At 67.7% G+C, this 13949-nt stretch carries 15 protein-coding genes, 1 tRNA gene and 1 pseudogene; 14 read left to right on the forward strand and 3 right to left on the reverse strand.

What is annotated here, in order from left to right; translation table 11 throughout:
• Position 1 precedes the first annotated feature (1 nt).
• Positions 2 to 809 (reverse strand): annotated as a pseudogene (locus tag FB548_RS03430) (M90 family metallopeptidase).
• Positions 776 to 1093 (reverse strand): hypothetical protein, encoded by a 318-nt coding sequence (locus FB548_RS03435; protein WP_142123338.1) that lies wholly within the window; start codon positions 1091 to 1093, stop codon positions 776 to 778. The pseudogene FB548_RS03430 and the gene FB548_RS03435 overlap by 34 nt, the downstream one beginning before the upstream one ends.
• Positions 1094 to 1285: 192 nt before the next feature.
• Between FB548_RS03435 and FB548_RS03440 the strand changes: the two genes are divergently transcribed.
• The 10 genes from FB548_RS03440 (at position 1286) to FB548_RS03485 (ending at position 8395) form a co-directional block, all read left to right on the forward strand.
• A complete protein-coding gene (locus FB548_RS03440; RefSeq protein WP_185741958.1) occupies positions 1286 to 3103 on the forward strand; it encodes a DegV family protein in 1818 nt (605 codons plus the stop codon).
• Between the two features lie 32 nt (positions 3104 to 3135).
• Positions 3136 to 3762, forward strand: coding sequence for a glycerol-3-phosphate 1-O-acyltransferase PlsY (gene plsY, locus FB548_RS03445; protein WP_142123340.1), 627 nt, complete (start codon positions 3136 to 3138; stop codon positions 3760 to 3762).
• Positions 3759 to 4727 (forward strand): bifunctional biotin--[acetyl-CoA-carboxylase] ligase/biotin operon repressor BirA, encoded by a 969-nt coding sequence (gene birA / locus FB548_RS03450; RefSeq protein ID WP_142123341.1) that lies wholly within the window; start codon positions 3759 to 3761, stop codon positions 4725 to 4727. The genes plsY and birA overlap by 4 nt, the downstream gene beginning before the upstream one ends.
• Positions 4724 to 5470 carry a type III pantothenate kinase gene (locus FB548_RS03455; RefSeq protein WP_142123342.1) on the forward strand — a complete coding sequence of 249 codons (747 nt, stop codon included), beginning with the start codon at positions 4724 to 4726 and terminating at the stop codon, positions 5468 to 5470. The genes birA and FB548_RS03455 overlap by 4 nt, the downstream gene beginning before the upstream one ends.
• Before the next feature lie 19 nt (positions 5471 to 5489).
• The gene (locus FB548_RS03460) at positions 5490 to 6152 is read left to right on the forward strand and encodes an SPOR domain-containing protein (RefSeq protein ID WP_142123343.1); all 663 of its coding nucleotides are present in this window, start codon (positions 5490 to 5492) and stop codon (positions 6150 to 6152) included.
• Between the two features lie 13 nt (positions 6153 to 6165).
• Positions 6166 to 6241: transfer RNA gene (locus FB548_RS03465), tRNA-Thr, on the forward strand.
• A 98-nt stretch (positions 6242 to 6339) separates the two neighbouring features.
• Entirely contained in the window at positions 6340 to 7263 is a 924-nt protein-coding gene (gene rocF / locus FB548_RS03470) for an arginase (protein ID WP_142123344.1), read from the forward strand.
• A 148-nt stretch (positions 7264 to 7411) separates the two neighbouring features.
• Positions 7412 to 7564: an entericidin A/B family lipoprotein gene (locus FB548_RS03475; RefSeq protein WP_142123345.1), complete on the forward strand. Its 153-nt coding sequence runs from the start codon at positions 7412 to 7414 to the stop codon at positions 7562 to 7564.
• Between the two features lie 201 nt (positions 7565 to 7765).
• Complete coding sequence (locus FB548_RS03480) at positions 7766 to 7900, forward strand: entericidin A/B family lipoprotein (protein WP_142123346.1); 135 nt, start codon at positions 7766 to 7768, stop codon at positions 7898 to 7900.
• Positions 7901 to 8173: 273 nt separating this feature from the next.
• Positions 8174 to 8395 (forward strand): CsbD family protein, encoded by a 222-nt coding sequence (locus tag FB548_RS03485; protein WP_055937072.1) that lies wholly within the window; start codon positions 8174 to 8176, stop codon positions 8393 to 8395.
• Between the two features lie 66 nt (positions 8396 to 8461).
• On the opposite strand, the gene FB548_RS03490 is transcribed toward FB548_RS03485, so the two are convergent.
• On the reverse strand, positions 8462 to 9265 hold the full coding sequence (locus FB548_RS03490) for a hypothetical protein (protein ID WP_255470291.1): 804 nt from the start codon (positions 9263 to 9265) through the stop codon (positions 8462 to 8464).
• A 193-nt stretch (positions 9266 to 9458) separates the two neighbouring features.
• Here FB548_RS03490 and FB548_RS03495 point away from each other — a divergent pair, with 193 nt between their 5' ends.
• The 4 genes from FB548_RS03495 (at position 9459) to FB548_RS03510 (ending at position 13916) form a co-directional block, all read left to right on the forward strand.
• Positions 9459 to 10754 carry a tryptophan--tRNA ligase gene (locus tag FB548_RS03495; protein WP_142123347.1) on the forward strand — a complete coding sequence of 432 codons (1296 nt, stop codon included), beginning with the start codon at positions 9459 to 9461 and terminating at the stop codon, positions 10752 to 10754.
• 4 nt (positions 10755 to 10758) lie between these two features.
• On the forward strand, positions 10759 to 11058 hold the full coding sequence (locus FB548_RS03500) for a hypothetical protein (RefSeq protein ID WP_142123348.1): 300 nt from the start codon (positions 10759 to 10761) through the stop codon (positions 11056 to 11058).
• Between the two features lie 94 nt (positions 11059 to 11152).
• Complete coding sequence (locus FB548_RS03505; RefSeq protein WP_142123349.1) at positions 11153 to 12082, forward strand: MBL fold metallo-hydrolase; 930 nt, start codon at positions 11153 to 11155, stop codon at positions 12080 to 12082.
• A 187-nt stretch (positions 12083 to 12269) separates the two neighbouring features.
• A complete protein-coding gene (locus FB548_RS03510) occupies positions 12270 to 13916 on the forward strand; it encodes a M28 family metallopeptidase (RefSeq protein WP_142123350.1) in 1647 nt (548 codons plus the stop codon).
• Positions 13917 to 13949: the final 33 nt, after the last annotated feature.

Here is a 13949-nt window from a genome sequence, read left to right on the forward strand (position 1 = left end):
GTTACGTCGTCGCCAACGGCGACGGACCGTAGAATCGTCGCAGGTGCCCGGCCACCTCCGGCATCGCGTCGGCCAGCACGCCCGGCGCCGAGAAGTGGTATTCGGTGGCGACGGCGAAGAATTCTTCCGGTGCCTCGGCGGCATAGGGGTCGATCGTGGTTTCGCGGCCCAGGTCGACCTGCATGCAGAAGTCGTCGTACGCGCGCTGGAAGTCGCGCGCCCAGCGGCCATGCCACTCGCCCGGCAGTGGCGGGGTGCCATCGAGTTCCCCATCCAGCGCATCCAGCTTGTGCGCCATCTCGTGCACGGCGACGCAGAAGCCGGCATCGGGTTCGGCCAGGTCGGCTTGCACGTCGGCCCATGACAGGATCAGCGGACCCTGGTCCCAGGCTTCGCCGGCCAGGTCGTCTTCCCACTCGTGCAATACGCCGGCCGCATCGGTATGCGTGCGCTGCACGCGGAACGCGTCCGGATAGACGATCAGCTGCGACCAACCGCGCAAGCCGCTTTCGCCGAACTCCAGGAGTGGCAGGCAGCACAGCGCCGCCAGTTGCACGCGTTGCGCATCGTCCAGGCTCAGGCCGGCGAGCGGCGTGATGGTTTTCTGGTGCAGGAAGCGAGCCGCCAACCCGCGCAGCCTGTCCGAACGCACGTCATCCAGAGCCGACACCCAAGGGGTGTCAGTGGTTACGGTCCGCCAGAGTTCGTCCTGGATGGACGGGGAGGGGCGCCGCAGGCGGCGCAACAGTCCAATCACCGGGTGATGCCGTCCGCGTCAGCGGAACATGCCCGGCAGGAAGCTGTGCCACTTGGAGCCGCGGCTGCGGGGCAACGGGGCGTCGTCGTCGCCGCCACCCCGCGAAGTGGAGGACGTCAATGCAGCGGGGGCGGCGTACTTGCTTCGCACGGCGGTGGCGCGCGCACGACGTGCGTCCGGAGTGGTCGGCACGGCATCACCCGGGCGGTCGGCGACGGCACGATCGGCGACATCCTGGCAGGTGGTGGCATTGCCATTGGCGATGCTGCGCCCGTTCTGGGCGAATACCGCCGCAGAGGCGCCGAGAAGCAGCAGGGCAAGGCTGGCGCGTAACATCGGAGGGACTCCTGTCGGTCGGGGTACAGCGGCCAGATGACGCCGCCGACTATAGCGGGAATGGCTCCGGCCGGCATGAATGCGTCCGGCCCTGCGACGAAATGCCCCTGCGCGGCGATGGATCGAGGAAAACAGGCCACGGCCTGCTGCGTCGCAACAGGGGTGCGAAAGCAGTTGCGGCAGACTGCCGCGATGCCCGCACCCGACTACCGCCCGCTGACCGCGCCCGCCCTGCGCCTGGCGCTGATTGCGGGGGCCCGCCGGGTGATTGCCGCGCGTGACGCGTTGAACCGCATCAATGTGTTCCCGGTCGCCGACGGCGATACGGGCAACAACCTCGCATCGACGCTCGGCAGCGTGCTGCATGGTGCGCTCAGCCAGCCCAGCCAGCATGTCGGCGATCTGCTGAGCCGTGTGGGCAACGACGCGATCGATGGTGCGCGCGGAAATTCCGGCGCCATCCTCGCGCAGTTCCTGCATGGCGTGGCCGAGCGCGTGCGCAACCTGCCGGAACTGGATGCCCGTTCGCTGGCCGCAGCCGTCCGTCAGGGCGCGCAGAGTGCACGCCAGGCACTGGCGCAGCCGGTCGAGGGGACGATCCTGAGCGTGATTGCCGCATTCGCCGAAGAACTGGATGCCGCGGCGGGGGAGGACAACCAGGCCGACGCGCGCAGCGGCTTCGTCCGTGCGCTTGTCCGTGCGCGTCGCGCGCTTGCCGACACGCCGCGCCAGATGGCCTTGCTGCAGCGTGCCGGCGTGGTCGATGCCGGTGCGCAGGGGTTTGTCGACTTGCTGGAAGGCATCGCCGAGTTCGTCGAGGGCGGACCACGTGCGGTGCGCGTGCGCGCCAGCGCACCGGGCGCGGCCAACGATGCGGCCGGGCCGACGGTCCACGACCATGCCATCGATCCGACGCGCCGCTGGTGCACCGAATGCCTGCTGCTGGGCGAGGCGCTGGACCGCGATCGCCTGCGTGCCGCGCTGGAGGCCGGCGGCGCGGACTCCATCGTCATCGCGGGTGGCGCCTCCCGTCTTCGCGTACACGCGCACATCGGATCGCCGCAGGTACTCTTCGACGCGTGCGCGGCGCAGGGCCACGTCGAAGGAATGAAGGCGGACGACATGGTCCGACAGCAGGCGGTCGCCGCCGCCACGCAATCGCTGGTGGTGGTCACCGACAGCGCTGCCGATTTGCCGGAAGACATTGCCGAGCGCCATGCCATCGGCGTGGTGCCCGCGCGGGTGGACCTGGATGGCCGCGACTACCTGGACAAGGTGGGCCTGTCGACGGGCGAGTTCTACCTGCGCATGGCGGTCTCGCGCCAGTTGCCGCGCACCAGCCAGCCGCCGCCGGGCGACTTCCGCCGGCAGTTCGAGCTGTCGCTGGCCCACCATGCGCGGGTGCTCTATGTCGGCCTGTCGCGCGCGCTGTCGGGCACGCTGCAGTCGGGCGAGCATGCCGCCGCGCGTGATCCGTCCGGACGCGTAAGGGTGTTCGATACGGTCAATGCCGCCTGCGGCCAGGCGCTGCTTGTGTGGCGTGCCGCCGAACTTGCAGCGGAAGGCCGCAGTGAAGCGGACGTGGTGGCCGAGCTGGAGCGCCTTCGTCCGCTGACACGGATGTGGGCCATCGCACCCGATATCTCCCATGCCGTGCGTGGTGGTCGTATTCCTCGCTGGGCCGCGCCCATTGCGCGATTGAGCGCGTTGACCCCGATAGCGAGGATGAGTGCGGATGGCCGCATGACGGTCGCCGGCATCCTGCTGACGCGCGCGCATGCGCCGGAAGCCTTCGCGCGGCGGGTAGCACGCCAGCTGGAATCCGGGCAGCGCTGGCGGCTGATCGTGGGGCACTGCGATGCGCGTCCGCAGGGCGAGCGATTGCTCGCTGCGTTGCGCGCGCGGCTGCCGATCAGCGAGGACCGGCTGGTCGAAACCGGGGCGGCCATCGGCGCGCATGCCGGCCAGGGCGCCCTGATCGTGGCCGTACAGCCAGCACCTGATGCCTGAGCGAGGGGAGGGGCGTGGCCCATAATGGCGCCATGCTGATGGTCTTCACCTTGTTGCTGCTGGCCTACCTGCTCGGTTCCGTGTCGGGCAGTCTCACGCTGGGCCGGCTGCGGGGCGTGGACATCCGCACGCAGGGCAGTGGAAACGCGGGCGGCACCAACGCCTTCCGCACGCAGGGGGCGAAGTTCGCACTCGGTGTAGTGCTGGTGGACATCGGCAAGGGTGCGCTGGCCGCATGGCTGGCACTGCGTTTCGCGCCGATGGAGGGCCCGCTGTCGCCACGCGCGCTGGGTTTCCTGGCGACGCTGGCAGCGACGGCGGGACACGTGTGGCCGATCTGGCACGGGTTCCGCGGCGGCAAGGGTGTGGGCACCCTGCTGGGCGGCGTCGCAGTGCTCTGGCCGTTGGCATTGCTGCCGTTGTTCCTGGTCTGGCTGGGTGTGCTGGTCGCGACCGGGTACGTGGGCCTGGCGTCGATCATCGCCACCGCCTGCCTGGTGCCACTGGCATGGTGGATGCACACGGACCGTCCCACGCAGGTGTTCGCCGCCGCCGCCGCGGTGCTGGTGCTTTTCACCCATCGCGCCAACGTGCAGCGATTGCGCGCAGGCACGGAGTCGCGCTTTGAACGCGTGCGCGTCTGGCGTCGCCGCGCATGACCGGCGAACGCGAACTGCTGCTGCGCCTGATTGAAGGCCCCGTCTCCGGCGACGTGCTCGCCCGAGACGCCAAGGTCACCCGCGCCGCCATGTGGAAGCGGATCGAAGCACTGCGTGCGGGCGGCCTGCGGATCGACGCTCAGCCCGGCCGCGGGTATTCGTTGGAAGAGCCGGTCGAATTGCTGGATGCGGACTTGATCCGCGCCCCGTTGCGGGACGCGGCCTCCGCGCAGCTGGCGTCGCTGGAGGTGGCATGGTCGCTGGATTCGACGAACAGCGAGCTGCTCCGCCGCAAGGCGCCCGAGCATGGGGCTGCGGTGTTGCTGGCGGAACAGCAGACCGGCGGGCGTGGCCGGCGCGGACGGCAGTGGGCGTCCCCGATTGCGGCGAACCTGTATCTGTCGCTGTCGCGCCAGTTCTCCGGCGGACTCGCGCGCCTCGGCGGCCTGAGCCTGGTGGTCGGCGTGGCTGCCGCGGAAGCCCTGCGGCAGGCCGGTTACGCCACGGTCGGCGTGAAGTGGCCCAACGATCTGCTGGCGCACGGGCGCAAGCTGGGCGGCATCCTGGTGGAGGGCGGCGGCGAGCATGGTGGCCCGGTGCGCGCGGTGATCGGGATCGGTGTGAACGTCCACATGCCGGCGACTGCTGCGACGGCGATCAGCCAGGCGTGGACGGACCTGGCCACGCTGGGCGGTGGTCAACCCTCGCGGAACAAGATCGCGTCCCACCTGCTGGATACCTTGTTGCCCGCGCTCGAACAGTTCGATCGTGAAGGCTTGTCGCCGTTCCTTGCGAGATACGCTGCGCTGGACGTGCTGATGGGCCGCGAGGTCATCGTGCATGGTCCGCAGGGTGACGAGCATGGCGTGGCCGAAGGCATCGGCGATGACGGTGCGTTGCGGGTACGCGTGGGCGAAGTACAACGACAGGTGCATGCCGGGGACGTCAGCGTGAGGGCGACATGACGCAGTGGGTATTCGATCTGGGCAATTCGCGCGTGAAAGGCGCACCGTTGAGGGCGGACGGGACGCTGGGTGAGGTGCTGGCGACCGGATACGACGGTGAGTTCATCGCCGCCCTGGAGGCTGCCGTTCCGGCGATCGACATGCAGGGATCATCCGCCGTGCTCGCCAGCGTTGCATCACCTGCACGTACCGCTGCGGTGGTGGACTGGTTGACCACCCGTTTCGGGTGCATCTCGATCGCGCGTACGCAGCCGGCGCTGGCTGGTGTGCACATCGCCTATGCCGACCCCGGACGGCTTGGCGTGGATCGCTTCCTGGCCTTGCTGGCGGCGCGCGCGCGCGCCTTGCAGCCGTGGCTGCTGGTGGGCGTAGGCACGGCGGTGATCGTCGATCTGCTGGACGCGGACGGGCGGCATCGCGGCGGACGCATAGCGCCCTCGCCCCGCCTGATGCGTGAAGCACTCCAGCAAGCGGCCGCGCAGTTGCCGTCGCAAGGCGGCGGGTACGTCGAGTTCGCCACCGACACCCTTGATGCGCTGGCATCCGGCTGTGGCGGCGCTGCCCTGGGATTGATCGAGCGCAGCCTGCAACACGCGCATGACCTCTTGGGCGAGCGCCCCGCCTTGCTGCTGCATGGCGGCGGTGCGGCCGAGCTGGCGCCCGCGCTGCGCGATGGCGAACTGGCGCCAGCGCTGGTGCTCGAAGGACTGGCTGTATGGGCACGGCTCGGTACCGCCGCCTGAGCACCGCTAGAATCCCTGCATGCTGATCCGTGCCCTGATCGTCCTGTTGATCGTCCTGAACCTGGGCGCCGCCGCGTGGTGGCTCACCCGTCCCGCCGTCGAACCGCCGTCACCGCCTCCGTTGCCAGCCGGTGTGGCGCGCCTGCAACTCGTCGACGAGATGCCTGCGCCCACCCCTGCTCCGTCGGCCGTGGACGCCCGTGCGGCGCCGGAAATCCCGGCGGCCTGTTTCAGCCTCGGGCCCTTCACCAGCCAGGCTGCCGCGACCCTGGCGCAGGATGCCGTCAAGGGCCAACTCCTGCGGGCGCAACTGCGGGAAGTGCCCGGCCTCAGCGCCAGTGGTTACCAGGTGGTCATGCCGCCCGCGCCGTCGCTGGAAGAAGCGCAGGCAATCGCCGGCCGCATCGGGGCGGCGGGATTCAACGACTTCCTCGTCGTGCGCCAGGGCGAACAAGCGAACGGGATCGCACTGGGCAGGTATCGCAGCCGGGAGGCCGCCGAACGCCGCGTATCGCAGTTGCAGGCTGCGGGGTTCACCGCACAGATGCAGCCCGTCGGCCGCGCTGGACCCAGCCTGTGGTGGCTGGATGCCGGCGTCGTGGAGGGTGTCGACCCCGGCGGGCTTGCCCGTGCCGCGTCCAGCGGTACGCCGCAACCCCTCGAATGCACGGCACTGCGCTAGAATTGCCGCCCGCGCCGCTTTAGCTCAGCTGGTAGAGCAACCGCCTTGTAAGCGGTAGGTCATCCGTTCGATTCGGATAAGCGGCACCATTTCCTGTCGGCGCATTGCCCCCTCGCGTGCTGCGATGCCACAGGCCCGTCATCGCCGACGGCATAGACTGTGCGTCTGTTTTCCGCAGGACGTACCCATGAGTCGAGCTTTTCCTCCCGTGTCCCTGATCGGCGTGCCCACCGATGTCGGCGCCGGCCATCGTGGCGCGCGAATGGGGCCCGATGCGCTGCGCATCGCGGGTCTCGCCGAAGCGCTGGCGGCACGGGGCGTGGACGTGATCGACACCGGCAACGTGCAGGGCCCCGCCAATCCTTGGACCGGCCCCGTCCATGGCTACCGGCATCTCGATGAAGTGGTGGCATGGAACCGCGCGGTGATGGATGCCACTGCTACCGAGCTGGCCCAGCAGAGGTTGCCCATCATGCTGGGGGGCGACCATTGTCTGGCCATGGGTTCCATCACCGCGGTCGCGCAACACTGCCGCAAGGTCGGCAAGAAACTGCGGGTGCTGTGGCTGGACGCGCATTCGGACTTCAACACCAGCGAGGTCACGCCTTCCGGCAACATCCATGGCATGCCAGTGGCGTGCCTGTGCGGCATCGGCCCGGATGCGCTGACCAGGCTGGGTGGTGATGCGCCCGCGATCACACCGTCGATGGTCCGGCAGATCGGCATCCGTTCAGTCGATCCGGAGGAGAAGCGGCTGATCAAGGACCACAAGGTCGACGTGTACGACATGCGCTACATCGACGAGGTGGGCATGAAGCGCACGGTGGAAGCTGCGCTGGAGGGCCTGGATGCCGACACCCACCTGCACGTCAGCTTCGACGTGGACTTCCTGGACCCGAGCATCGCGCCCGGCGTGGGCACCACCGTGCCAGGCGGTCCCAACTATCGTGAAGCGCAGCTGGTGATGGAGATGATCGCCGACACGCGCCTGATGGGTTCGCTGGACATCGTGGAGCTGAACCCGGTGCTGGACCGTCGCAACCGCACCGCCAAGCTCACGGTGGACCTGGTGGAGAGCCTGTTCGGCAAGTCCACGCTGATGCGCGACTAGGAGCGCGGGGCATCGGGGGAAACTTAGACTGAATGGGCGGTCTATGGTTTCACGCGGCCTATACGCCGCGCCGTCGAAGGTGCACCACACGCCGCTGCGGCGCGGGACGCACCCGCAATGGCACCCTTATCCACTCAGGAGATGACACATGAAGCGTGCAATGATGCTGGTGCTGACGGCGATGTTCTCGATGGCGGTCCTGTCGGGCTGCAATACCATGGCCGGCGCCGGCAAGGACGTGCAGAAGGTTGGCGAGAAGGTCGAGGACAAGGCCCAGGACTGCAAGGACGGCAAGTGCTGATGCGCGCTGTCGGCTGACCGCATCCGCCGGATGCGAACCGAAGGAAGGGCCGGGAAACCGGCCCTTCCGCGTTGCCGGCCAGGGTTTGGTCAGCCGCCAGCCAGCGTGCTTGAATCAGACTGCACGGGTGGGGCGGCATGGCCGGCGTGTACCGGACGATGCGCGTCCCCAGGCCGTGAATACCGTCCACAGGAGTCGCTTATGAAGCGTATCGTCTCGTTGTTGCTGTTGTCCCTGTTCTCCATCGCCGTGCTGTCCGGCTGCAACACCGTCAAGGGGTTCGGCAAGGACGTGCAGAAGGTGGGCGAAAAGGTCGAAGATTCCTCGGGCAAGTAAGCCTCTGGGTTTTGAAGACTCGAAACGGGCCGCGTATCGCGGCCCGTTTTCTTTGCCGGTGTCTGCAGTGCGTCAGGCCGCAATGATGGGGCAAGAAAATCGGAGGCTCGAGCGTCGCCGCACGCATTCATCCGTGCGAACGCGTCCTCATGCGACTGAACTGTTCAGTCAATCCTAATGGTGCGTTGACGCGCAGTTGATCGGATGGGAACACGCGGTCTGCGATGCTGTTTTCGCGGCGCCCCCTGCCGCTCAATAAAGTGAGGAAACACCATGAATCAGGACATCATCGCCGGCAACTGGAAGCAGCTGAAGGGCAAGATCCAGGCAAAGTGGGGCGATCTGACCGATGACGATTTCAAGGTCGCGCAGGGCAATGCGGAATACCTCGAAGGCAGGCTGCAGGAGCGCTATGGCTACGACCGGGATCGGGCCCATACGGAAGTCGAGGATTTCCAGCGCACGCTGCGTTCCGACAAGACCTTCAAGCACTGACGTGATCGCGTCTGCAGGACCAGGACAGGACGGGCCGCTTCATGCGGCCCGTTTTCTTGTGCGTGTTCAACGGTGGCGTGGCGGGTCGGCCACGAAGCCGTCCGGGAACGCTCGCGGAGCCTCATTGCGCCAGATGGGGCCGTGGCGACGCGGCAGGACGCCCATCGCAACCAGGCGGCGATGCTCGTCGTAACGCACTTGGCTCACCTGTTCGGGTTGGCGGGTTGCGCGGTCGAACCCGGTGCGCGAGGTCGGCGCCCACTCGCGTCCGCCATGGCCGGTGCCGATGCTCTGCTCCCGGGCGACGCTGTCCGCCGCGATCGCACGCGATGACGATGCCGGTGCCGCAGCCTCTGCTCCACCTCGCTTCTCCAGCGGGGACCGGGCAATGGGGGGCGGGGCGTACTGCGGATACCGGTAACTGCGGGCTTCCCGGAATGCAGCCACTCCGATCACGCCCACATTCCGGGGCCGCCCTGTGCGTGCGGCGTAACTGTCACCCAGATCGGTGAACACGAACTGCGCCACGTCGTCCATCGACTTGCGCCAGCCGTTGATCTCGGTGGTTTGCCAGGGTTCCAGCACATAGCCGGCTTGGGAAGGATGCGCGGTCTGGCCGGTGATCGCATTGATGCCATCCACGGACAGCACGACCAGAACGCGTTCGCCCGTGGTGTTGGTGAGGCGCACGCTGTAGCGGTGGCCAGGGGTGCCGGCGACCCACGTATCGCCCCGGTGGGGATGCTGGGCAAGCCATTCGCCGGTGTCGCGATCGATCACGCCGACATCGACCAACGGGCGGGCGTGGGCGGGTACACAGGCAACCAGCAGGGCCAGGGTTGTCAGGGAAACAAGGATCCGATGCAGCATGTCCGTTCTCCAGGTGGGGACGATGCTGGAAACGGACCGCCACCGGCAGTGGGGTTGCCGGTAGATGCGGTGTGCCGCCCGGTTAAGCCACGGGCAGGCTGAACCACTGCGACCCTGTGTCGCAGGCGCGCTGCCGGCAGTATCCAGCCCCAGCCGGTAAACTGGCTGCTTTCCCGCACTCCCCGCTTCGCTTATGACCACCCGCGTCCTCACCGGCATCACCACCTCGGGCACGCCCCATCTGGGCAACTACGTCGGCGCCGTGCGCCCCGCCGTGGCCGCCAGCCGTGCCGCGGATACGGAGAGCTTCTACTTCCTGGCCGACCTGCACAGCCTGATCAAGGCACAGGACCCGGCGCGCACCCAGCGGTCCACGCTGGAGATCGCGGCGACGTGGCTGGCCTGCGGGCTGGATCCGGACAAGGTGTGGTTCTACCGGCAGAGCGACGTGCCGGAGATCACCGAGCTCACGTGGTTCCTGACTTGCGTTGCAGGCAAGGGCATCCTCAACCGTGCGCATGCCTACAAGGCGGCCGTGGACAAGAACAACGCCGAGGGCGAAGACCCGGATGCCGGGGTCAGCGCGGGCCTTTTCATGTATCCGGTGCTGATGGCAGCCGACATCCTGATCTTCAATGCACATCAGGTGCCGGTGGGCCGCGACCAGATCCAGCATATCGAGATGGCACGCGACTTCGGCCAGCGCTTCAATCATGTGTACGGCAAAGAGTACTTCACCCTGCCGGAAGCGTTGATCGACGACAACGTGGCCACGCTGCCCGGTCTCGATGGCCGCAAGATGAGCAAGAGCTACAACAACACCATCCCGCTGTTCGCGCCGCGCGAGGAGCTGAAGAAGCTGGTGTTCTCCATCCTCACCGACTCGCGGGGCCCCGGCGAGCCGAAGGACACCGAAGGCTCGGCGCTGTTCCAGCTGTACCAGGCCTTTGGCACCGGCGAGGAAGCGCGCGCGTTTGCGCAGCGGTTCGCCGACGGCATCGGCTGGGGTGATGCGAAGCAACAGCTGTTCGAGCGTATCGACGCGGAGATCGCCCCGCTGCGCGAGAAGTACGAGGCGCTGATGGCACGGCCCGGTGAAATCGAAGCGATCCTGCGCGATGGTGCCCGTCGCCTGCGCGAGCGGTATGCGACGCCGCTGCTGGCCGAGCTGCGCCATGCGGTGGGCCTGCGCGACCTGTCGCAACAGCCGTTGGTGGAGACCAAAGCCGTGGCATCGAAGGCAGCATTGCCGGCGTTCAAGCAGTATCGCGACACCGATGGCCGCTTTTACTTCAAGCTGGCCGATGCCGACGGCAACGTGCTGGTGCAGAGCAACGGCTTCGATTCGCCGAAGGATGCCGGCAAGCTGATCGGTGTGCTGAAGCGGGCCGAGCAGGCCGACGCGATGGAGACGCCGGAGATCGTGCTGCAGGTGCCGGCAGCGGACGTGCTGGCGGCGCTTGCCGCGCTGCGCGCGGCGGAGGCCTGAGTCCATGCCGTATCTTGCGGTGATCCTGTTCCTGCCCTGGTTCCTGCTGCTGGGCTCGCTGTACTGGTTGTTTCCGCGCCAGCCGCGAAATGCGCGCCGCAAGGGCTTCGATCTCGCGGTATTGGCGGTGGCGTTCGTGTTGAGCTTCATCGGCATGCAATGGGGATACGCGTTGGGTGCCGCTGATGTCGGCACCGGCGCTATCTGGAAGCAGGTGCTGGCCACGCTGGTGGCCTACGGCGCATTCCTGTTCGTGCTGACGCTGGCGGTACCGCTGCGCGGCTGGTGGTTGTCGCGCGGCTGAGCCGTCCGCGGACGGGTCGTTCCACCAAAGGCGGGTCGTGCAGACACGAGGCGGGGACTAGAATCGGATCATCCGTTCCCAAACAGGCCCGCGGATGAGCCTCCACGGCATCCACACCATCGACACCGCGTTCCAGCGCGACCACTTCGACGCCGCCTACCTGATCGTCGAGGAAGGGCGTGGCGCCTTCATCGACTGCGGCACCAACCACTCCGTTCCGCACCTGCTGGCGGCTGTGCAGCAGGCGGGCATCACGCCCGCGGACATCGACCTGCTCATCGTCACCCACGTGCACCTGGACCATGCGGGCGGGGCCGGCTTGCTGATGCAGCAGCTGCCGAACGCCACCCTGGTCGCGCATCCGCGCGCCGCGCCGCACCTCATCGATCCGGAAAAGCTCATCGCCGGCGCCACCGCCGTCTATGGCGAAGAGGAAATGCAGCGCAGCTACGGCACCCTCCAACCCGTGCCGGAGGCGCGCGTGCGAGTGGTGGAGGACGGCGAGATGGTGATGCTGGCGGGTCGCACGCTGGAGTTCATCGATACGCCGGGCCACGCGCGCCACCATCACTGCATTTGGGACGCGCGCAGCCGCAGCTGGTTCACCGGGGACACGTTCGGGCTTTCGTATCGCGAGCTGGACGGGCCGCAGGGTGCCTTCATCCTGCCCACGACCACACCGGTGCAGTTCGAACCCGCGGCGCTGAAGGCCAGCATTGCGCGCATGGTCGATCGTGCGCCCGAAGTCATGTACCTGACCCATTACGGGCCCGTGTCCGACGTACCGCGCCTGGCGCAGTCGCTGTACGAACAGATCGATGCGATGGTGGCCATCGCCGACGCCTGTGACGGGCGTGCGGATCGTCATCGCTGCATCGCCGCCGCATTGTCGGCGTTGTACCTCGAGCGCGCCCATGCCCAACAGGTGCCGCTGGCAGACGAGGACGTACTGCGCCTGCTTGCGATGGACATCGAACTCAATGCGCAGGGCTTGGGCGTGTGGCTGGATCGTGGGCGGCCGTGAGGTGCTGCGTCTACCTGGAGAAGCGACGTAAGTCGCGACCGGAAGGAAAGGTGGCCTTGGCCTTTACGAAAGGCGCCGCGTCTTGCGCATCTTGCCAACCGTGTTCGCAGGGCGTGCGGTCGCGACTTACGTCGCTCCTACAGCGATCCTTTAGACTCGGGGCGCTGATCGAATGAGGTGGAGTTCCATGAAACGCGCCGTTCCTTTTCTGCTCCTGCCGCTGGGCTTCCTTCCCGCCTTCGCCGCCGACATCCCCGGCGGAGGCATCAACCCCGACAATCTGTCGCGGCATGTGCGCGTGCTGGCATCGGACGAATTCGAGGGCCGGGCACCGGCGACTGCCGGTGAAGAGAAGACGATCGCCTACGTGGTGGACGAGCTGAAGAAGGCCGGCGCTCAGCCCGGTGGCGAACGGGGCACCTGGACCCAGGACGTGCCGCTGGTGCGTGCGCAGGTGGAGGGCGCGGTGACCGCATCGCTGCGCATCGGTGGCGAGACTCAAACGCTGACCAACGGCGATGACGTGGTGCTGCAGAGCCTGAGCCCGGTCGATCGTGTCGCGCTGGTGGACGCGCCCCTGGTCTTCGTCGGCTATGGCATCACTGCGCCCGAACGCGGTTGGAACGATTACAAGGGCGCCGACCTGAAAGGCAAGGTCGCCGTGGTGCTGGTCAACGATCCGGATTTCGAGACCGAAGCGCCAGGCGCGTTCGACGGGCGTGCCGTGACCTACTACGGACGCTGGACCTACAAGTACGAGGAGCTCGCGCGCCAGGGTGCCGCGGGCGTGCTGATCGTCCACGAGACCGCGCCGGCCGCCTACGGGTGGGCGACGGTGCGCGCCTCGGGGCTGTCGCCGGTGTTCGACATCCCGCGCCCCGACGCGGCGACGTACCACACGCTGCTGCGGGGCTGGATGCAGCGTGACCTGGCCGTGTCGCTGTTCAAGCGCGCGGGGCTGGATTTCGATGCAGAGAAGCGGCGCGCGCAGACGGCCGCGTTCGCGCCCGTCGCGCTCGGTGACGCCACGTTGTCCGCGGCGTTCGGGGTGAAGCGGGACCAGGTGGTGACCCGCAACGTCATCGGCAGACTGCAGGGCGCGCAGCGTCCGGACGAGACTGTCATCTACTCAGCGCATTGGGATGCCTTCGGCGTCGGCGAGCCCGACGCGTCAGGCGATGCGATCCGCCACGGCGCCATCGACAATGCCACGGGGGTGGCGGCCGTGATCGAACTGGCGCGCGTGTTCGCCGCCGGCCCGCGTCCGCAGCGCAGCCTGCTGTTCATGGCGTTGACGGCGGAGGAAAAGGGCCTGCAAGGCGCGATGTTCTATGCGGCCAACCCGGTGGCGTCGCTGGAGAAGACCGCCGCCGTGCTCAATATCGAAATGCTCAGCCCCGACGGTCCGAATCGCGACATCGCCTCCTGGGGCAACGGGCGCGTTTCACTGGAAGACGATCTGAAACGTGTGGCCGAGGCGCACGGGCGCAGCTACTCGCCGGACCCGAGCCTCGAAGCGGGCTTCTTCTACCGCGCCGACCACTTCGCTTTCGCCCGCGCGGGCGTGCCGGCGATCACCATCGGCGCCGGACTGGATCGCGTGGAGGGTGGTGTTCCCCGTGGCAAGGCGCTGCGCGATGCGTATTTCGCCAAGTGCTACCACCAGCCCTGCGATGCATGGACCTCGAACTGGGATGCGGTGGGGCAGGCGCAGGATGTCGAGCTGCTGTACGCGATGGGGCGCGGGATCGCCGACGGCGAAGGGTGGCCCCACTGGCGGGAGGGTTCAGAGTTCAAGGCCACGCGCGAACGTTCGGAGACTGAACGCAAATAGCGGCGCCCGCGCACGTTGCACGGGGCGGGTGGC

It is taken from the genome of Pseudoxanthomonas sp. 3HH-4 (assembly GCF_006716465.1).
Taxonomy (GTDB): Bacteria; Pseudomonadota; Gammaproteobacteria; order Xanthomonadales; family Xanthomonadaceae; genus Pseudoxanthomonas_A.